Origin of the sequence: Streptomyces thermocarboxydus (assembly GCF_024760485.1) — a bacterium.
In the GTDB taxonomy this organism is placed as follows: domain Bacteria; phylum Actinomycetota; class Actinomycetes; order Streptomycetales; family Streptomycetaceae; genus Streptomyces; species Streptomyces cellulosae.
Genome location: NZ_CP058273.1, coordinates 1342809 through 1362111, shown reverse-complemented (window position 1 = coordinate 1362111; position 19303 = coordinate 1342809). Strand labels below are relative to the sequence as shown.

The 19303-nt window shown below is 72.6% G+C and carries 21 protein-coding genes; 10 read left to right on the top strand and 11 right to left on the bottom strand.

The features are described 5' to 3' along the window. The first annotated feature begins 5 nt into the window (after nt 1-5). Both AY578_RS06410 and AY578_RS06405 read left to right on the top strand, forming a co-directional pair. Nucleotides 6-1394 (top strand): aldehyde dehydrogenase family protein, encoded by a 1389-nt coding sequence (locus AY578_RS06410; RefSeq protein ID WP_258902160.1) that lies wholly within the window; start codon nt 6-8, stop codon nt 1392-1394. Between the two features lie 16 nt (nt 1395-1410). Further along, nucleotides 1411-2496: a Zn-dependent alcohol dehydrogenase gene (locus tag AY578_RS06405; RefSeq protein ID WP_019522758.1), complete on the top strand. Its 1086-nt coding sequence runs from the start codon at nt 1411-1413 to the stop codon at nt 2494-2496. 491 nt (nt 2497-2987) lie between these two features. Here AY578_RS06405 and AY578_RS06400 read toward each other — a convergent pair whose 3' ends face one another. Then, nucleotides 2988-3698, bottom strand: coding sequence for an ArsR/SmtB family transcription factor (locus AY578_RS06400; protein ID WP_037778246.1), 711 nt, complete (start codon nt 3696-3698; stop codon nt 2988-2990). Nucleotides 3699-3902: 204 nt separating this feature from the next. Next, the gene (locus tag AY578_RS06395; RefSeq protein ID WP_019522756.1) at nt 3903-4544 is read right to left on the bottom strand and encodes a TetR/AcrR family transcriptional regulator; all 642 of its coding nucleotides are present in this window, start codon (nt 4542-4544) and stop codon (nt 3903-3905) included. 109 nt (nt 4545-4653) lie between these two features. Between AY578_RS06395 and AY578_RS06390 the strand changes: the two genes are divergently transcribed. From AY578_RS06390 to AY578_RS06375, 4 genes are all read left to right on the top strand, one after another. Beyond that, nucleotides 4654-5805 carry an acyl-CoA dehydrogenase family protein gene (locus AY578_RS06390; protein ID WP_028961864.1) on the top strand — a complete coding sequence of 384 codons (1152 nt, stop codon included), beginning with the start codon at nt 4654-4656 and terminating at the stop codon, nt 5803-5805. A 119-nt stretch (nt 5806-5924) separates the two neighbouring features. Further along, complete coding sequence (locus tag AY578_RS06385; RefSeq protein WP_215048621.1) at nt 5925-6695, top strand: maleylpyruvate isomerase family mycothiol-dependent enzyme; 771 nt, start codon at nt 5925-5927, stop codon at nt 6693-6695. Between the two features lie 64 nt (nt 6696-6759). Next, entirely contained in the window at nt 6760-7047 is a 288-nt protein-coding gene (locus tag AY578_RS06380) for a YiaA/YiaB family inner membrane protein (protein ID WP_028961862.1), read from the top strand. Between the two features lie 366 nt (nt 7048-7413). After that, nucleotides 7414-8070 (top strand): TetR/AcrR family transcriptional regulator, encoded by a 657-nt coding sequence (locus AY578_RS06375; protein WP_019522752.1) that lies wholly within the window; start codon nt 7414-7416, stop codon nt 8068-8070. Here the strand turns inward: AY578_RS06375 and AY578_RS06370 are convergent. After that, nucleotides 8067-8528, bottom strand: coding sequence for a MaoC family dehydratase (locus tag AY578_RS06370; protein WP_028961860.1), 462 nt, complete (start codon nt 8526-8528; stop codon nt 8067-8069). The genes AY578_RS06375 and AY578_RS06370 overlap by 4 nt on opposite strands. Before the next feature lie 131 nt (nt 8529-8659). On the opposite strand from AY578_RS06370, the gene soxR reads away from it, so the two are divergent. Then, nucleotides 8660-9136: a redox-sensitive transcriptional activator SoxR gene (soxR, locus tag AY578_RS06365; RefSeq protein WP_019522750.1), complete on the top strand. Its 477-nt coding sequence runs from the start codon at nt 8660-8662 to the stop codon at nt 9134-9136. Between the two features lie 148 nt (nt 9137-9284). On the opposite strand, the gene AY578_RS06360 is transcribed toward soxR, so the two are convergent. The 3 genes from AY578_RS06360 to AY578_RS06350 form a co-directional block, all read right to left on the bottom strand. After that, complete coding sequence (locus AY578_RS06360) at nt 9285-9932, bottom strand: hypothetical protein (protein WP_234008193.1); 648 nt, start codon at nt 9930-9932, stop codon at nt 9285-9287. Between the two features lie 283 nt (nt 9933-10215). After that, entirely contained in the window at nt 10216-10818 is a 603-nt protein-coding gene (locus AY578_RS06355; RefSeq protein WP_019522748.1) for a hypothetical protein, read from the bottom strand. Nucleotides 10819-11281: 463 nt separating this feature from the next. Further along, on the bottom strand, nt 11282-12535 hold the full coding sequence (locus tag AY578_RS06350; RefSeq protein WP_258902159.1) for an exo-beta-N-acetylmuramidase NamZ family protein: 1254 nt from the start codon (nt 12533-12535) through the stop codon (nt 11282-11284). Between the two features lie 169 nt (nt 12536-12704). Between AY578_RS06350 and AY578_RS06345 the strand changes: the two genes are divergently transcribed. Beyond that, entirely contained in the window at nt 12705-13478 is a 774-nt protein-coding gene (locus AY578_RS06345) for an SDR family oxidoreductase (RefSeq protein ID WP_019522746.1), read from the top strand. A gap of 212 nt (nt 13479-13690) precedes the next feature. Then, on the top strand, nt 13691-14284 hold the full coding sequence (locus AY578_RS06340) for a TetR/AcrR family transcriptional regulator (protein WP_019522745.1): 594 nt from the start codon (nt 13691-13693) through the stop codon (nt 14282-14284). Nucleotides 14285-14339: 55 nt separating this feature from the next. Here the strand turns inward: AY578_RS06340 and AY578_RS06335 are convergent, their stop codons facing one another. Continuing rightward, nucleotides 14340-15554: an acyl-CoA dehydrogenase family protein gene (locus AY578_RS06335; RefSeq protein ID WP_019522744.1), complete on the bottom strand. Its 1215-nt coding sequence runs from the start codon at nt 15552-15554 to the stop codon at nt 14340-14342. A 6-nt stretch (nt 15555-15560) separates the two neighbouring features. Then, nucleotides 15561-16583 (bottom strand): phosphotransferase family protein, encoded by a 1023-nt coding sequence (locus AY578_RS06330; protein ID WP_028961857.1) that lies wholly within the window; start codon nt 16581-16583, stop codon nt 15561-15563. A 231-nt stretch (nt 16584-16814) separates the two neighbouring features. Here AY578_RS06330 and AY578_RS06325 point away from each other — a divergent pair, with 231 nt between their 5' ends. Next, nucleotides 16815-17744, top strand: coding sequence for an NADP-dependent oxidoreductase (locus tag AY578_RS06325; RefSeq protein WP_019522742.1), 930 nt, complete (start codon nt 16815-16817; stop codon nt 17742-17744). A 206-nt stretch (nt 17745-17950) separates the two neighbouring features. Here the strand turns inward: AY578_RS06325 and AY578_RS06320 are convergent, their stop codons facing one another. From AY578_RS06320 to AY578_RS06310, 3 genes are read right to left on the bottom strand one after another with little or no spacing between them, the layout of a single operon-like run. Further along, complete coding sequence (locus AY578_RS06320) at nt 17951-18289, bottom strand: DUF202 domain-containing protein (protein WP_019522741.1); 339 nt, start codon at nt 18287-18289, stop codon at nt 17951-17953. Continuing rightward, nucleotides 18286-18678 carry a YidH family protein gene (locus AY578_RS06315; RefSeq protein ID WP_026243498.1) on the bottom strand — a complete coding sequence of 131 codons (393 nt, stop codon included), beginning with the start codon at nt 18676-18678 and terminating at the stop codon, nt 18286-18288. The genes AY578_RS06320 and AY578_RS06315 overlap by 4 nt, the downstream gene beginning before the upstream one ends. A 17-nt stretch (nt 18679-18695) precedes the next feature. After that, nucleotides 18696-19265, bottom strand: coding sequence for an NUDIX hydrolase (locus AY578_RS06310; protein ID WP_258902157.1), 570 nt, complete (start codon nt 19263-19265; stop codon nt 18696-18698). Nucleotides 19266-19303 lie beyond the last annotated feature (38 nt).

The window sequence follows — 19303 nt, the reverse complement described above, 5'->3', positions numbered from 1 at the left end:
CCGCGATGAAGGCTTACGACGGCATGTACATCGACGGCGCCTGGCGCCCCGCCGCCGGGCGGGACGTGATCGAGGTCGTCGGCCCGGCGGACGAGCAGGTGATCGCCACCGTCCCCGCGGGCACCGTGGAGGACGTCGACGCCGCCGTGCGCGCCGCCCGCGCCGCCCTCCCCGCCTGGGCGGCCACCCCGCCCGCCGAGCGCGCGGCCCGCCTCGCCGCGCTGCGCGACCAGTTGCACGCCCGCCGGGACGAGATCGCCGCGACGGTCACCGCCGAACTCGGCGCGCCCGAGAGGCTCTCCCAGACGGTTCACGCCGGCGTGCCCGTCGCGGTCGCCGGCTCGTACGCCGAGCTGGCGTCGACGTACGAGTTCGAGGAGAAGACCGGCAACTCGACCGTGTTCCACGAACCGGTCGGCGTGGTCGGCGCGATCACCCCGTGGAACTATCCGCTGCACCAGATCGTCGCCAAGGCCGCCCCCGCCCTCGCCGCCGGCTGCACGATCGTGGTGAAGCCCGCCGAGAACACCCCGCTGGTCGCCCGGATCTTCGCCGAGTGCGTGCACGAGGCGGGCGTACCGGCGGGCGTGTTCAACCTGGTCACCGGCCTCGGCCCGGTGGCCGGACAGGCGCTCGCCGAACACCCCGACGTCGACCTGCTGTCCTTCACCGGCTCCACCGCCGTCGGCCGCCGGATCGGCGCGATCGCCGCCGGCATGGTGAAGCGGGTCGCCCTGGAACTCGGCGGCAAGTCCGCCAACGTCATTCTGCCCAGCGCCGACCTGGCCCGCGCCGTCAACGTCGGCGTCGCCAACGTGATGTCCAACTCCGGCCAGACCTGCAGCGCCTGGACCCGCATGCTGGTGCACCGCGACCAATACGACGAGGCCGTCGAACTGGCCGCGGCCGCCGCCGCCAAGTACGGCGACCGCATCGGCCCCCTGGTCAGCGCCCGCCAGCGGGACCGCGTGCGCGGCTACATCGAGAAGGGCGTCGCCGAGGGCGCCCGCCTCGTCGCGGGCGGCCCCGAGGCGCCACGCCCCCAGGGCTGGTACGTCAGCCCGACCGTCCTCGCCGACGTCACCCCGGAGATGACCGTAGCGCAGGAGGAGATCTTCGGCCCCGTGCTGTGCGTCCTGCCCTACGAGGACGATGAGGACGCCCTCCGCATCGCCAACGGCACCGTCTACGGCCTCGCCGGCGCCGTCTGGGCCGGTGACGAGGCCGAAGCCGTCGCCTTCGCCCGCCGTATGGACACCGGCCAGGTCGACATCAACGGCGGCCGGTTCAACCCGCTGGCCCCGTTCGGCGGTTACAAGCAGTCGGGCGTGGGCCGTGAACTCGGCGTCCACGGCCTGACCGAGTACCTCCAGACCAAGTCCCTCCAGTTCTAGGGGAGTCGAAACCCTCATGGCCGTACGAGCCGCCGTTCTGCCCGCCGTCGGCGCCCCGCTGGAGATCACCGGCGTCGATCTGCCCGACCCCGGACCCGGCGAGGTGCGCGTCCGCCTCGCCGCCGCCGGGGTGTGCCACTCCGACCTGTCCCTGTCCGACGGCACCATGCGCGTGCCCGTCCCGGCGATCCTCGGCCACGAGGGCGCCGGCACCGTCGTCGCCGTCGGCGAGGACGTCACCCATGTCGCGCCGGGCGACGGCGTCGTCCTCAACTGGGCGCCCTCCTGCGGATCCTGCCCCGCCTGCGGGCGCGGCGAGGTGTGGCTGTGCGCGCACGCCCTGGACGGCGCCGCCCGCGTGCACGCCCACCGCGCCGACGACGGCACCGCCCTGCACCCGGGTCTGAACGTGGCCGCGTTCGCCGAGGAGACCGTGGTGCCCGGCGCCTGCGTGCTGCCCGCCCCGGACGGCGTCCCCCTCGCCGACGCCGCCCTGCTGGGCTGCGCCGTCCTCACCGGCTACGGCGCGGTCCACCACTCCGCCCGCGTCCGCGAGGGCGAGACCGTCGCCGTCTTCGGCGTCGGAGGGGTCGGCCTCGCCGCGCTCCAGTCGGCCCGCATCGCGGGCGCCTCCACGATCGTCGCCGTGGACGTCTCCCCGGAGAAGGAGGAACTGGCCCGCGCGGCCGGCGCCACGGAGTACGTCGTCGCCTCCGACACCACCGCCCGCGAGATCCGCGGCCTCACCGGGAAGCAGGGCGTGGACGTGGCGGTGGAGTGCGTCGGCCGTGCGAGCACCATCCGCACCGCCTGGGAGTCCACCCGGCGCGGCGGACGCACCACGGTCGTCGGCATCGGCGGCAAGCACGAGCAGGTCACCTTCAACGCCCTGGAGATCTTCCACTGGGGCCGCACCCTCGCCGGCTGCGTCTACGGCAACTCCGACCCCGCCCGCGACCTCCCGGTCCTCGCCGCCCACATCCGCTCCGGCGCCTTCGACCTGGGCGCCCTGGTCACGGACCGCATCACCCTGGACGGCATCCCGGCGGCCTTCGACACGATGACCGCCGGCAAGGGAGCCCGAGCCCTGGTGACCTTCTGACCCCCAGGGGCGCGAGGGCGGCACCGACGGCCGCTGTCCCGGTCGCGTACGGACAAGCCGCCCCAGGGGCGCGGGGACCTGCGCGAGCAACCCCCGTCGTTCGCGAGACCGACAGTGCGTGTCGTGGTCGCGTGCGGATACGCGCCTCAGGGGCGCGGGGAACTGCGCGAGCAACCCCGACGGCGCGGCACGGGCCGTCGTTCGCCGCCCGTGGGGTGCGTGTCGTGGTCGCGTGCGGATACGCGCCTCAGGGGCGCGGGGAACTGCGCGAGCAACCCCCACGGCGCGGCACGGCCGCCGTCCGCCGCCGCGGAGGAGGCGCGGGAGCGGACGGTGCTGCTGCTCAGCCGGACGGTCGGCGCGATGGTGCTGGCGCGGGCGGTACGGCATGTCGAGCCGGAGCTGTCCGACGAGATCCTGCGCACATGCAAGGCGCACGCCCTGGACCGACCGTCGGACGGATGTCCCGAAGCCTCACCGCAGCCACAGCCTCACCGCAGCGACGCCGTGTCGACGCCCAGGAGCTCGGCGAGCGCCCGTTCCCCGGCGCCGGTCACCTTCACGGCGCGGCTCGAGCCGATCCGTACGCACCAGCCCTGGTCGAGGAGGTGCCGGCACAGGGCCGCGCCCGCCGCTCCGGCCAGGTGCGGGCGGCGTTCCGTCCAGTCCAGGCAGGCGCGGGCGAGCGGACGCCGGCCCCGCCGGTCGAGGTCCACGCCGAGCGCGCCGAACCAGTCCAGCCCCGCGTCGGTGAGCGCGAACCCGGTGTCCTGGCGCAGGAACCCGTGCGCGGTGAGGGCGTCGGTGACGGCGATCCCGAGCCGCCCGGCGAGATGGTCGTAGCAGGTGCGGCCGCGCGCCATCGCGGAGTCCGCGCCCGACTGCCGCAGCCCGCGCGGCCGTTCGGCGGCGTCCGGGGCGATGTGCGCCGTGAGGTCCTCCACGAGCTGGGCGACCCGGGCGTCCGCGATGCGCACGTACCGGTGCCGCCCCTGCCGCTCCTCGGCGAGCAGCCCGCCGCCGACCAGCTTGCCCAGGTGCTCGCTCAGCGTGGACGCGGCGACCCCGCAGTGCCGCGCCAGCTCACCCGCCGTCCAGGCCCGCCCGTCCAGCAGGGCGAGCAGACACGCGGCCCGCGTCTCGTCCGCGGCCAGCGAGGCCAGCCGCGCCAGCGCGCCGGCCCTGGGGTCCTTGAAGGTCATGCCCTCCAGCATGCGGCAGGAACGGTTCGGCGCTCACCGAAGTGTCCGGGTCGGTTCAGGTGCGGGGCGCGGTGCCGGGATCGCCCCCAGGGGCGCGGGGAACCGCGCGAGCAGCCCCCACCGGGCCGTACGGCGCTGCGTACGGCCCCGCATGGCACGGCGGGTGGCGCGTCCGCCTTGCCTCAAGTGCGGCACCAGGCGCCGTCAGGCGTGCTGCCGTACCTGCTCGTACTGCAAGGCGAGCCCGTCCAGCAGGGCCGTCAGACCGGTCTCGAAGGCGCGTTCGTCGATCTTCTCCTGCTGTTCGGCGAGGAGATGCGCCTGGCCGAGGTGCGGATAGTCCGCGGGGTCGTAGGCGCTCGCGTCGTCCACGAAGCCGCCGGCGAACGAGCCGAGCGCCGAGCCCATGATGAAGTACCGCATCAGCGCGCCGATGGACGTGGCCTGAGCGGGCGGCCAGCCCGCCTCGACCATCGCCCCGTAGGCCGCGTCGGCCAGCCGCAGCGCCGCGGGGCGCCGGCCGGGGCCGCGGGCCAGCACCGGGACGATGTTGGGGTGGTCACGCAGCGCGTTGCGGTACGACACCGCCCAGTCGTGCAGCGCCGTCCGCCAGTCCCGGCCGTCCTCGAACATCGACAGGTCGACCTGCGCGCTCACCGAGTCCGCCACCGCCTCCAGGATCTCGTCCTTGGTGCGGAAGTGGTTGTAGAGCGACGGTCCGCTCACCCCCAGCTCGGCGGCGAGGCGGCGCGTGGAGACCGCCGCCAGCCCCTCCGCGTCCACCAGCGCACGCGCCGTCTCCACGATCCGGTCGGTGCTGAGCAAGGGCTTGCGCGGTCGGGCCATGGCGCACATAGTAGGGCTGCGGTCGGAAACTAGCAGTGCTAATTTACCCGTACACGATTACTCGACCGCACGATCACGCGCGTCTCACATTCACATGGGGTGACTCGGGATGGACCTGGAGCTGAGTGACGAGCAGGAGGCGGTCCGTCGGCTCGCCCGGGACTTCGTGCGGCGCGAGGTCACGCCGTACGCCGCCGCCTGGGACCGCGCCGAGGAGGTCGACCGGGGCATCGTGAAGAAGCTCGGCGAGGTCGGCTTCCTCGGGCTGACGATCGACGAGGAGTACGGCGGCTCCGGCGGCGACCATCTCGCGTACTGCCTGGTCACCGAGGAGCTGGGGCGGGGCGACTCCTCCGTGCGCGGCATCGTCTCCGTCTCCCTCGGGCTGGTCGCCAAGACGATCGCCGCGTGGGGGAGCGAGGAGCAGAAGCGGACCTGGCTGCCGGGGCTGACCTCCGGCGCGTACGTCGGCTGCTTCGGCCTGACCGAGCCCGGCACCGGCTCCGACGCGGGCAACCTCGCCACGCGGGCGGTGCGGGACGGCGACGAGTACGTCATCGACGGCTCGAAGATGTTCATCACCAACGGGACGTGGGCGGACGTGGTGCTGCTGTTCGCGCGCTCCACGGACGCGCCCGGGCACAAGGGGGTCTCCGCGTTCCTCGTGCCCACGGACACCCCCGGTCTGACGCGCCGCGCGGTCCACGGCAAGCTCGGTCTGCGCGGCCAGGCCACGGCCGAACTGGTGCTGGACGGAGTACGGGTGCCCGCGTCCGCGATGCTGGGCGAGGAGGGCAAAGGCTTCTCGGTCGCCATGTCCGCCCTGGCCAAGGGGCGGATGTCGGTCGCGGCGGGCTGCGTCGGCATCGCCCAGGCCGCGCTGGACGCGGCCGTCGCCTACGCGGGGGAGCGGGAGCAGTTCGGCAAGCCGATCGCGGGACACCAGCTGGTCCAGGAGCTGATCAGCGACATCGCCGTCGACGTGGACGCGGCCCGGCTGCTCACCTGGCGGGTCGCCGATCTGATCGACCGGGGGAAGCCGTTCGCCGTGGAGTCGTCCAAGGCGAAGCTGTTCGCGTCGGAGGCGGCGGTACGGGCCGCGAACAACGCGCTGCAGGTGTACGGCGGGTACGGCTACATCGACGAGTACCCGGCGGGCAAGCTGCTGCGCGACGCGCGCGTGATGACGTTGTACGAAGGCACCAGCCAGATACAGAAGCTGGTCATCGGGCGGGCGTTGACGGGGGTTTCGGCGTTCTGAGAGCGGCTCGTCCTCCCCGGCCGGGTGTTCGCCCCCGGCACACCCCTTGCTCCTGACCGGTGGGTCTGCTTTCGTGCCGCGGAACGAGTGGGTGATCAGACGGACGCGAGGAGACGCGAGTGGCGATCGGTCAGGCGATACGGGGGACGGCCGGTGACATAGCCGTGCTCCTGGCCGGCGCGACGGACACGGCCCGTCCCGTGCCGGGGCTGGAGTGGACCGTCGGCGAGACGGCCGCCCACCTGGCCCTGGCCAACGGCCTGATGGCCGACCTCGCGTCCGGCGAGGAACGCGGTTACGGGGACGGCACGCCGCAGAGTCTCGCCGAGGCCAACGCGCGGAGCCTCGCCGAGTTCCCCGAACGCGCGGCGGGACCGCTGGCCGCGATGATCGTGGAGCAGGCCGACAGGTTCGTGGACGCGCTGGGGAGGCAGGACGAGGGGCGGACGTTCGTGACCCCGCTCGGCCCCATGGACGGCGCCACGTTCGCCTCGTACCTGCTGACCCACATGCTGGGCCACGGCTACGACCTCGCCCGCGGACTGGGCCGCCCGCACATGATCGACGCGGGGCGGGTGGAGCTGTGCCTGCCGTTCCTGCGGGTGGCGATGCCGAGGGTCGCCGCCGCCTCCACGCTGACGGCCCGTTACGCCCTGCGCGTCCGGGGCGGGTCGGCCTTCGGCGTCACGTTCACCGACGGTGCGGTCGAGGTGCTGCCCGATGTGCCGGAGGGGGCGGACTGCACGATCGTGACCGAGCCGGTCGCGTTTCTTCTGATGGCGCTGGGACGGATGGGGCCGTGGCAGGCCATTGCGCGCGGGGCCGTGTTCGCGTGGGGGCGCAAGCCGTGGCTCGCACCTCGCTTTCCTGCGCTGTTCGTCGCGCCTTGAACTGAGTACCGCCTGAGTACGCGGGCGGATGTGGTCGCGGCCACATCCGCCGATTCTTGTCGGCATGAGCGAGACACCGGTCAAGCAGCAGAGTACGGCGGCCTTCTACGGTCAGGCCGTCGCGTCCTTCGCCCTGGCCCTCGGGGCCACCGCCGTCGGCATCTACAACCTGGAGACCGATGCGTGGGTCCGCGGCTTTCTGAGCATCGCGGTTCTCTATCTGGTGACGTCGGCGTTCACCTTGGCCAAGGTCATCCGTGACCGCCAGGAGGCGGGCCAGATCATCAACAGGGTGGACCAGGCGCGCCTGGAGAAGATGCTGGCGGATTACGATCCCCTGCAGAAGCTGTGAGGGGGCGCCTGTGCGGTGCCGGGTGCGGGTGACCGGTGGCTGATCGCGCAGTTCCCCGCGCCCACCCGTTAAGGGTGGTTCCGCCACGGCCCGCCGACCAGGCGCCGCCGCCCTGGCTGCGGGCAGTCGTGTCGACAGGGGCGGCACGGGTGGGCAGCGGCACCTCGTTGGCGCCGAGGTTTGCCCACACCCCCCGGCCCGCACCAACGCCGGGCACCTCGTACGCACCGGGGTGCGAGAACACCCCCGTCCCCGCCCCCGGGCCGCGTCACAAATCACGCGCCCCGAAAACGCCCTCAGCCCGCGCTAAGCGCCCGCTCACCCTTCCCGGTAGGATGGCCATCCTGCCAGCGAATGGGGTGAGTGATGAGTACGGCGGAGGAGACGGCCGGCGGTGACACGCAGCCGTGGGGTGAGGTCACGCCCGACGCGGCCCGGCGGCTGCTGCTCGCCGCCGTGGAGGCCTTCGCGGAGCGCGGCTACCACGCCACGACGACCCGCGACATCGCGGGCCGTGCCGGCATGAGCCCGGCCGCGCTCTACATCCACTACAAGACCAAGGAAGAGCTGCTCCACCGCATCAGCCGCATCGGACACGAGAAGGCGCTGGACATCCTGCGCACCGCGTCCCGCGGCGAGGGCACCGCGACCGAGCGCCTCGCCGACGCGGTCAGCTCCTTCGTCCGCTGGCACGCCCGCGGCCGCACCACCGCCCGCGTCGTGCAGTACGAACTCGACTCCCTCGGCCCCGACGCCCGCGCGGAGATCGTCGGCCTGCGCCGCCAGGTCGACGCCGAGGTGCGCGGCATCATCGAGGACGGCGTCCGCTCCGGCGAGTTCGACGTCCCGGACGTGCCGGGCACCACCCTCGCCGTGCTGTCCCTGTGCATCGACGTGGCCCGCTGGTTCAACGTCGACGGCCCCCGCACCCCGGAGGAGGTCGGCGCGCTCTACGCCGACCTCGTGCTCCGCATGGTGGGGGCCAAGAACGCCGGCGACGTCCAGCCGGACCGGTCCGCCTAGAGGTAGTACCGGGCCACCGACTCCGCCACGCACACCGGCTTGTCCCCGCCCTCGCGCTCCACGGTGAAGGCGGTCGCCACCTGCACGCCGCCCGGCACCTCGTCCACGGCGCTGATCCTCGCCGTGGCGCGCAGCCGCGAGCCGACCGGCACAGGAGCGGGGAAGCGGACCTTGTTCGTGCCGTAGTTGACGCCCATCTTCACGCCCTCGACGGACAGCAGCTGCGGGCCGAACAGCGGCAGCAGCGACAGTGTCAGATAGCCGTGCGCGATGGTCGTGCCGAACGGGCCCGCCGCGGCCTTCTCCGGGTCCACGTGGATCCACTGGTGGTCACCGGTGGCCTCGGCGAACAGGTCGATCCGCTTCTGGTCGATCTCCAGCCAGTCGGTGTACCCCAGCTGCTCGCCCACCGCCGCCTTCAGGTCGTCGACGGACGTGAAGATCCTCGGCTCTGCCATGTCCCGGCCTCTCGCGTCACGTAGTCGCAGGCGTATGCGCCTGCTCATGCCTAAGCAACTGCTTAGCATGGTCGGCGGTGAGCCCTCTGTCAACGGACAGGCCGCCGGACGCGGTCGGTAGGCTTCGAGGAGTGCACCGGATTCCAGAGAAGATCCACGAGCTCACGGTCGGCCAGCTCTCCGCCCGCAGCGGCGCCGCCGTGTCGGCCCTGCACTTCTACGAGGCCAAGGGACTGATCCGCAGCCGGCGCACCTCCGGCAACCAGCGCCGCTACACCCGCGACACCCTGCGCCGGGTCGCCTTCATCCGCGCCGCCCAGCGCGTCGGCATCCCCCTCGCCACGATCCGCGAGGCCCTCGCCGAGCTGCCCGAGGAGCGCACACCCACCCGAGACGACTGGGCGCGGCTCTCCGAGGCGTGGCGCTCCGAACTCGACGAGCGCATCCGGCAGCTGAACCGGCTGCGCGACCACCTCACCGACTGCATCGGCTGCGGCTGTCTCTCCCTGGAGGGCTGCGTGCTCTCCAACCCCGACGACGTCTTCGGCGAACGCCTCACCGGCTCCCGGCTCATGGCGGAGAGCGGCAAGAAGAAGCCCGGCGAATGAAGGGGGGCGGGCTCCCGCCCGCTCTGCCGGCCACTCCACCGGCCGCCGGTCGGGTCAGGCATGCGCTCGCTGTCGTGCGCGCCGCCCCACGCCCGTCCGGCGCGTACGCCACGGCTGCCGCACACGGCGTCCGGCTCACGACGCGACGCTAGTGACCAGTGACGCGGAGCCACCGCATCGTCGTCACGAACTCCTCGCCGAGATCCTCGCAGCGCGCGAGCAACTCGCGACCCGCGGATGAGTCGAGCAGCCCAGCGGTATCGGGAGAAGCCCGGACGAGGCGGTGGCCGGCAGATTCGACGGCCGAGTTGCGTGACGCGAAGTACCCCTCGGCCACCGTGCCCGCCAGGTTCGCGAGGTACTCACGATGGGTCTTCTCCGCTGGGTGCGAATGGAGCGAGCCCTCGACGAGGTCGTCGAGGTAGGCCGCCAGGCCGGCCGATCCCTCGATCACCCTCTCCGCCACATCCGCACTGGGCGTGTCCAGCAATTCTCCGAAGGTCAGCAGGCCGCTGATGGTCTCCAGCTGAAAGAGCTGAATCGTGTCCGGTTCGACTTCGGACGTGAAAAGCGGGGCCGTGCACAGATCGGCGATCGCCCGCCGGAGTGCACGATCCGACTGGTCACCAGGGGGTGTGGCTGCCAGTTCGAACAGCGACTCCAGCGCAGCCCGCTCGACGCCCCACTCCGCATCGAGTTCGAACGCGAGCACGGGCGCACGCCACGGCCACAGGGCCAGGACGGCAGCCACACGCTGCTGGAGGGGGCCCAGGTCCGACAACAGCTCGCCGCACACAATGTGTCCTTGACTCGACATCTCCGCTCTACGATCCTCGCACCGCTTCCCTCCGATCAGGACACTCCGGAAGCCGTGCAGGGACCACGCGATCGCCTGGACGGTCGCCCGCTACCGTCCCGGGGCGCCGGGGGTGCGGCGTCCCTGGCGCGCACCCCCTTGGCCCCCGTTGCCGCGGTCGCTCGTCAGCGCCGTCGGCTGTCGGTCGTCGCTGTCGTCGCCGTTTCCGTGCTTGTCGTGCTTGCCGTTCTCGTCGTTGCTGTCGTCCTCGTCGTCCGCCGGGTCAGGCGGAGACCAGCAGCCTCGCGCGGCGGGACTCCGCGAGGGCCGCCGGGGTCAGCACGGGACGCGGGACCAGGATGCCGCACTCCGTGCACACCGGGCCCGACGAGGGCTCGTGATCCAGGTCGTGGCGCCAGACGAGCCGCTCGCCCCCGCACACGGGGCAGCACGCACCCGGCTCACGCTCCAGCGCGGCGATCAGCCGCCGCAGCACCTCCGCCAGGGGCTCCCTCGGGTGCACCTTGGGGTCGTCGCACCAGGCGACCCCGAAACCTCCCCAGGTCATCCGGTGCCAGTCGTCCACACTGCCCGGCCTGCGCAGACCGTCGTGCTTCTCCTTCCTGCGGCGCTCGGCGAACTCCACCTCGTACGCCAGCCAGACCGCCCGGGCCTCCTCCAGCTCGTCCAGTGCGGCCACGAGCCGCGCCGGGTCGACGGAGCGGTCCTCGGGATCGAACCCGGCCCGCGAGCACAAGTGGTCCCAGGTCGCGCGGTGCCCGTACGGAGCGAACCGCTCCAGGCACTTGCGCAGCGAGTAGCGCCGCAGCGCCAGATCGCACCGGGGATCTCGGACCTGTCTCGCCAGACTCCGGAAACCGGCCATCGTCCTGCACCTCCGTCACACCTGCACCTGTAATCCGGTCACTTCGGCGTCGTCGAACGGACGTCGTCGAATAGACGTGTCGGCACGCGATTCGGCTCCATCCTTTTTCCGATGGCCCCCTCAGCCGGCCGCGGGAACGCCGGGCCAACTCCCGTGGCCCGCATCTCAGTTGTCGTCGTCGCGGGGATACCGGCGGTAACGGGCCTCCTGTCCCTCCCGGCGGAGGAGCGGCCCTTTCCCGACGCTCTGAGAACTCCCCGCGGCTTCCACGGGTTCCTGAACGCTCCGCCGATATGCACACCGATCACCGGTCCGTCGGCCGATAAACCCCGCATCGCACGGCGCAGGGCGGTGAACACGCAGGTCACGGGGGCGGGTGGGGCGGGAAAGGGGGCGTGAACACGACGGCGGCGGATCGCCGTCCCGCGATCCGCCGCCGTTTTCGTGCTCAACCGGTCGTGGTTCACCGATACAGCAGGTGCTCCCGCCGCCTCCGGCGGAACGCCGCCAGCTCGCTCTGCCAGCCCGCCACCACCTCGTCGGTGTCCGCGCCCGCGTCGATCATCGTGCGCACCTGGGTGGAGCCGGTGAGCTTGTCGATCCAGTTGTCCGCGCGCCAGGCGAAGCCGTCCCACGACCGCTTCGCCGTGACCAGCAGGCCGATCCCGGTCCGCACCGGATCGAACCGCTCCCGGTCGTGCACATGCAGCTGCACGCCCCCGACGGTCTTGCCCTGGAATTTGGAGAACGTCGGCGCGAAGTACGCCTCACGGAACCGCACACCCGGCAGCTCCAGCTCGTTCGCCGCGGCCGCCCAGCGCCCGTCGATGCCCTCCGCGCCCAGCAGTTCGAACGGCCGGGTCGTGCCGCGCCCCTCCGACAGGTTCGTGCCCTCGAACAGGCATGTCCCCGAGTACACCAGCGCCGTCTCCGGCGTCGGCATGTTCGGGCTCGGCGGCACCCACGGCAGCCCGGACGCGTCGTAGAAGTCCGACCGCTTCCAGCCCGACATCTTCACCGTCTCCAGCGCGACGGGCGTCTGGAGGAACTCCGCGTTGAACAGCAGCGCCAGCTCCGCCACCGTCATCCCGTGCGCCTGAGAGATCGGCTGCCGCCCGACGAATGTCGCGAACTCCTTGTGCAGCACCGGACCCAGCGCCGCCCGCCCCGACACCGGGTTCGGGCGGTCCAGGACCACGAACGACAGGCCCGCGAGCTGGGCCGCCTCCATACAGTCGTACAGCGTCCAGATGTACGTGTAGAAGCGGGCGCCGGCGTCCTGGATGTCGAAGACGACCGTGTCCACGCCGGACGCCGTGAAGACGTCGGCGAGGGCCTGACCGCTCTTCAGGTACGTGTCGTAGACGGGCAGGCCCGTCGCCGGGTCGTCGTAGCGGCCCTCCGAGCCGCCCGCCTGCGCGGTGCCTCTGAAACCGTGCTCGGGGCCGAACACCGCGGTCAGGTCCACTCTGTCGTCGGCGTGCATGACGTCGACGATGTGCCGCACGTCCCTGGTGATGCCGGTCGGGTTGGTGACCACGCCCACCCGGCGGCCGTCGAGCAGTGCGTAGCCGTCCGCCGCGAGCCGTTCGAACCCGGTGCGCAGCGTGCGTCCGCCGCCCTGCCCGGACCCCGGCCCCGCAGCGGCGGCCGGGGCGGCGGAGGCCGCGACCGCGGCCGTGGTGGTGGCGAGCAGGCTCCGTCGGGACAGCCTCATGCGGTGACCTCCGTGATCGCGGTACATGTCATGACCACGCACGCTAGCGCGCCTGACCGCCCCGGGGAACGAGCCGGACCGACGCAGCGCGGAACGCCCCTTCCTCCCGGCATACCGACCGGTTAGTCTGGCGCGGTCGGACGTTCGTGAGCCACGTCGGAGGAGACCGATGGTGCAAGCCGTGCAGGGTGCGAAGGTGGTCGTCACGGGAGCGGGGGGCGGCATCGGAGCGGCGCTCGCCCGCCGTTTCGCCGCGCAGGGGGCGCGGGTCGTGGTCAACGACCTGGATGCCGCCCGCGCCAAGGCCGTCGCCGAGGAGATCGGCGGCCACGCGGTGGCGGGAGACGCCTCCTCGATCGTCGACGAGGCCCGCGACGCCCTCGGCGGGACGGTCGACGTCTGGTGCGCCAACGCCGGCGTCGGCCGCGACGGGGGTGAGCCCGGCGAGCCGCTGCGCGAGGAGGACTGGGCGCTGTCCTGGGACGTCAACGTGATGGCGCACGTCCGCGCGGCGCACGCGCTGCTCCCCGAATGGCTGGAGCGCGGCAGCGGCCGCTTCGTCTCCACCGTCTCCGCCGCCGGACTGCTCACCATGATCGGCACCGCCCCCTACAGCGTCACCAAGCACGGCGCCTACGCCTTCGCCGAGTGGCTGTCGCTCACGTACCGGCACCGCGGCGTGAGGGTGCACGCCATCTGCCCGCAGGGCGTGCGCACCGACATGCTCGACGCCAGCGGCAGCGCCGGCGACCTGGTGCTCAAGCCCACCGCGATCGAGCCGGACGACGTGGCCGACGCCCTGTTCGACGGCATCGAGCAGGACCGCTTCCTGATCCTGCCGCACCCCGAGGTCGCCGAGTACTACCGCGCCCGCGCGACCGACCCCGAACGCTGGCTCGGCGGCATGAACCGCGTCCAGCGGCAGTGGGAGTCCACCCGCTGACACCCGCCGGCACCCGCGGCGCAACCCGCCCGCCCCCACGGGGCGCGTTCCGGCGCGGACCCGCCCGCACCTCCCCTCGTACCGGGGGAGAAACTGTGCGGGGAGGCGGTGCCCCGAGCGGCGGTGCCGTGAAGTGGGAAGATCTCCCGGCGGGGACGGCGTTCCCTGGACGCACGACGACCGACAGCAACACGGAAAGGCGGGTGGCGGCAGTGCCCAGAACGACGGACGGTGACGGGACCCCCGTACCGCAGCGGCTGCTGGCCGCCGCCACCCGGCTCTTCGCCGAGCAGGGTTACGACCGCACCTCGGTGCAGGAGATCGTCGAGGCGGCCGGCGTCACCAAGGGGGCGCTGTACCACTACTTCGGCTCCAAGGACGACCTGCTGCACGAGGTCTACGCGCGCGTCCTGCGCCTCCAGCAGGAGCGCCTGGACCAGTTCGCCGACGCCGACGAGCCCATCGAGAAGCGGCTGCGGGGCGCGGCCGCCGACGTCGTCGTCACCACCATCGAGAACCTCGACGACGCGTCGATCTTCTTCCGCTCCATGCACCACCTCAGCCCGGAGAAGAACAAGCAGGTCCGCGCCGAGCGCCGCCGCTACCACGAGCGGTTCCGCGCGCTGATCGAGGAGGGCCAGCGCGAGGGCGTCTTCTCCACGGCGACCCCGGCCGACCTGGTCGTCGACTACCACTTCGGCTCGGTGCACCACCTGTCCACCTGGTACCGCCCCGACGGCCCGCTCAGTCCCCAGCAGGTCGCCGACCACCTCGCCGACCTCCTGCTGCGCGCCCTGCGCCCGTAGACGCGTCACCGGCCCGCCGGGCGCCCCACGGCACCCGACGAGCCGGTTCCAGGCCCTACAGGTACTTCTTGATCTCCCGGCGGGCCAGCGACCGCTGGTGCACCTCGTCCGGGCCGTCCGCGAGCATCAGCGTGCGCGCGCCCGCATAGAGCTCTGCCAGCGGGAAGTCCTGGCTCACGCCTCCCGCGCCGTGCAGCTGGATCGCCCGGTCGAGGATGCCGACGACCGTGCGCGGGGTGGCGATCTTGATGGCCTGGATCTCGGTGTGCGCGCCCCGGTTGCCGACGGTGTCCATCATCCAGGCCGTCTTCAGCACCAGCAGCCGCAGCTGCTCCACCGCGACCCGCGCGTCCGCGATCCAGTTCTGCACCACGCCCTGCTGCGCGAGCGTCTTGCCGAACGCCTCCCGCGACACCGCACGCCGGCACATCAGCTCGATCGCCCGCTCGGCCATACCGATCAGCCGCATGCAGTGGTGGATCCGGCCCGGACCGAGCCGTGCCTGGGCGATGGCGAACCCGCCGCCCTCCTCACCGATGAGGTTCGACACCGGCACCCGTGCCTCGTCGAAGACCACCTCGGCGTGGCCGCCGTGGTAGTGGTCCTCGTAGCCGAAGACCTGCATGGCCCGCTTGACCGTGACGCCCGGGGTGTCGCGCGGGACCAGGACCATGGACTGCTGGCGGCGGATGTCCGGCCCGTCCGGGTCGGTCTTGCCCATCACGATGAAGATCGTGCAGTCCGGGTGCATGGCCCCGGAGATGTACCACTTGCGGCCGGTGATGACGTACTCGTCGCCCTCCCGCCGGATGTGCGTGGTGATGTTGGTGGCGTCCGAGGAGGCCACGTCCGGCTCGGTCATCGCGAACGCCGAACGGATCTCGCCCGCGAGCAGCGGCTCCAGCCACTGCTTCTTCTGCCGCTCGTCGCCGAACTGCGCCAGCACCTCCATGTTCCCGGTGTCGGGCGCGGCGCAGTTGGTGGCGGTCGGCGCGAGCTGCGGGGACCGGCCGGTGATCTCGGCGAGCGGCGCGTACTGCAGGTTGGTGAGCCCGGCGCCGTACTCGGCGTCGGGCAGGAACAGGTTCCACAGGCCCTGCCGGCGCGCCTCCTCCTTCAGCTCCTCCACCACCGGCGGGTTCTCCCACGGCGACGACAGCCGCTGCCGCTGCTCGTGCGCGACCTCCTCGGCCGGGTACACGTGCTCGTCCATGAAGGCGAGGAGCCGGGCGCGCAGCTCCTCGGTGCGCGCGTCGAACGCGAAGTCCATGTCTCGTCAGCCTTCCTGAAGGGTGGTCAGACCGTGCTCGATGAAGACCGGGACCAGATCGCCGATGCGGTCGAACCCGGCCCCGACCGTCTGGCCCAGCGTGTACCGGTAGTGGATGCCCTCCAGGATCACGGCGAGCTTGAACCACGCGAACGCCGTGTACCAGGAGACCGCCGCCACGTCCCGCCCCGACCGCGCGGCGTACCGCTCGATCAGCTCGGCCGGCGTCGGATGGCCCGGGGCCTCGGCGGTGGTCGACACGGGGGAGTCCGGCATCCCCAGCGGTCTGCTGTACATCACCAGCAGACCGAGGTCCGTCAGCGGGTCGCCCAGCGTGGACATCTCCCAGTCCAGGACGGCGCGGACCGACTCGTCGTCGCTGATCAGCGCGTTGTCGAGGCGGTAGTCGCCGTGCACGACGGTCGGCGCGGGGGAGACGGGCAGCTCACGGCCGAGCGCGGCGTGCAGCTCGTCGATGCCGGCCAGTTCCCGGTTGCGGGAGGCATCGAGCTGCTTGCCCCAGCGCCGCAGCTGCCGGTCCAGGAAGCCCTCGGGCCGCCCGAAGTCCTCGAGCCCGACCTCGGCGGGGTCGACGGCGTGCAGGTCGACCAGCGTGTCGACCAGGTTCAGCACGGCCTTCCGGGTGCGCTCGGGACCCAGCGGGGCGAGCTGCCCGGCGGTGCGGTACGGGGTGCCCTCGACGTACTCCATGACGTAGAACGGCGCGCCCAGCACCTCCTCGTCCTCCCACAGCAGCACCGGACGCGGCACCGGCACGCTGGTCGGGTGCAGGGCGCTGATCACCCGGTGCTCGCGCTTCATGTCGTGCGCGGTGGCGAGGACATGGCCGAGCGGCGGGCGGCGCACCACCCACGTCGACGCGCCGTCGGTGACCGTGTAGGTGAGGTTCGACCTGCCGCCCTCGATCAGCCGGCCGGAGAGCGGGCCGCCGAGCAGCCCGGGCCGCTCGCGTTCGAGCAGCTCGCGCAGCCGGTCGAGATCCAGTCCGGGCGGGTGATCGGGGCTCATCGTCGCTCCTGTGGGCAGGCGGTCAGTACCCGCCCATGATGCCGACCGGTCGGTATGCCGTCCAGACCGGGAGCGAAACGTGATCGGGTCCACGATAGGGGGAGAACCATCCTTGACGGTCGGCCCCGGTCGGCCCCCGTCGGCCGCCGGGTTGGTTCCTCGGGTGACGCGAATGGCGTACATCGGGCCATTCGGCTTGCACGCGGTGGGCCGACCCCGGAGGGTCGACGCATGAAGGCGATCAGCTACGCACGGTACGGCGGCCCCGAGGTCCTCGAGTACGGCGAGACCGACGACCCCAAGCTGGGCCCCGACGACGTGCTCGTGAAGGTCCGTGCGGTGTCCGTCAACCCGGTCGACTGGAAGGCGCGCCAGGGCCATCTCGACGCGATCCTCCCGGCCGTCTTCCCGGTGATCCCCGGCTGGGACCTCGCGGGCGTCGTCGTCCGCCCAGGACCCGCCGTGCCCGAGTTCTCCGAGGGCGACGAGGTGATCGGGTACGTCCGCGAGGACGTCCTCTCCGCCGGCACCTGCGCGGAGCTGGTGGCCGCCCCGGTCCGCACCCTCGCGCCCAAGCCGGGCCGTCTCTCCTTCGAGGAGGCGGCGGGCATTCCGCTCGCGGGACTCACGGCGTACCAGGTGCTGCACCGGGTCCTGGGTGTCCGGCGGGGCGAGACGGTGCTGGTGCACGCGGCGGCCGGCGGGGTGGGGTCCATCGCGGTCCAGCTGGCCGCGCATGTCGGCGCCCGGGTCATCGGCACGGCGAGCGAACGCAACCATGACTTCGTGCGGTCGCTGGGAGCGGAGCCGGTGAGCTACGGGGAGGGTCTGGCCGAACGCGTCCGGGGGCTCGCCCCCGAGGGGGTGGACGCGGTCTTCGACACGGTGGGCGGGGACGCGCTGAAGGCGTCGGCGAATCTGGTGGTGCCGGAGGGGAGGCTGGCGTCGATCGTGGATCCGGGGGTGACCGGGTACGGCGGGGCGTACTGGTTCGTCCGGCCTGACCCGTCGGACCTGCGAAAGCTGTCGGAACTGGCGGACCAGGGGGTGCTGACGATCCACGTCGAGGAGACGTTCCCGCTGGAACGGACGGCGGACGCGCATCGGCGCAGCGAGGAGGGGCACGTACGCGGCAAGATCGTGGTGACGGTCGGCTCGTAGGGCGCCTGAGGCCAGGTTCTCTCGCCCCCGCCGCCCCTTCCCTTCCCGTCCCTGAGGGCTGCGCCCCCAGACCCCCGCATCGGCCCTGGCGGGCCTCGTCCTCACACACCGGACGGGCTGGAATCAGCCCCTCCGGCGTTTGAGGAGCAGGGTCCGGGTCGGAGCCCCGGGTCGGGAAGAGTAAGGGCGGCGGGGGCGAAAGCCCCTCACCGCAGCACCACCCCCACCCCACCCCCCACCGTCAGCAGCACGCACACCACAACCCCCACCGCCCACCGAGCCGCCAGCCGCTCAGGCCCCCGCTCCCGGGAACCTCCCGCCAACCCCCGAATCCGCCGATGGGCGACCAGCAGCACCCCCGCCCACCCCACACCACACACAACTTCCGCAACGAGCACCCCCGCCGAGGCCCCGCCCGCGACCCCCGCCTTGCCCGCCAGCACAGCCACCACCGTCCCCGCCAACGTCGTCCGCCGCCACGCCAGCCGGGTCCGCTCGGGCTGCAGCCCGGGATCCCGCCCCCCGGCCGCCGAAGGCGACGTCACCCCTCCCACCCCACCAGCACCACCACGACCATCACCACGGCCACCCCCGCCACCACCACCCCCAGCAGCGCGGGGAAGCGAGACACCGGCAGATCCTCCCCGCGCCGCATCGCCCGCTCGCACCGCACCCAGTGGTTGACCGCCCGCAGCGCGCACAGCGCCCCCGACGCCAGCAGGGCGAGGGCCAGGCCGACCCGCCACCCCCACCGCAGGTCGGGCAGGAACTGGTCCACCGCGAACCCGCCGCCGATCAGCGCGAGCGCGGTCCGCAGCCAGGCGAGGAACGTCCGCTCGTTGGCAAGGGAGAAGCGGTAGTCGGGCGTCTCCCCGTCGTTCCGCACCTCGGCGGGCGCGAACCACAACCGGACGTTCCGTACAAAGTCGATCACGGGGGCGACCCTACCCGTCAGGTCCGGTCGGCCCGCCCCGCCTGATACGCCCGCAACCGCTCGTACGCCGCGAGCCCGTCCGGCACCCACTCCCACTCGCCGAGCCGCCGCCGCACCTCCTCCTCGGGCAGGAACGCGTGCCAGGCCACCTCCTCGGCCTGCGGCCGCACCGGCAGTTCGCAGCGCACCTCGTACACCGCCGACCACCAGGTCCGGGTGTCGCCGTCGTCGTACAGAAAGGTGAACAGGTGCGAGGGCACGGGCAGGCCGCTCACGCCGAGTTCCTCCTCGGCCTCCCGCAGCGCCGCCTCGTCGTACGACTCGCCCGCGCCGACCACCCCGCCGACGAACATGTCGTACAGCGACGGGAAGACCAGCTTCGTCGGGGTGCGGCGGTGGACGAAGATCCGGTCCTCGGCGTCCCGTGCCAGGACGAAGACGCAGCGGTGGCGCAGCCCCCGTGCGTACGCCTCGCCGCGCGGGGCCTGTCCGATCACCCGGTCGTGCTCGTCGACGATGTCGAGGATCTCGTCCGCGTTCCTGCCGGCGTCGCTCCCGCCGGCCTCGCTCCCGCCGGTCCCGCTCATTCCGGTCCCACTCGTTCCGCTCTCGCTCATACCGCCAT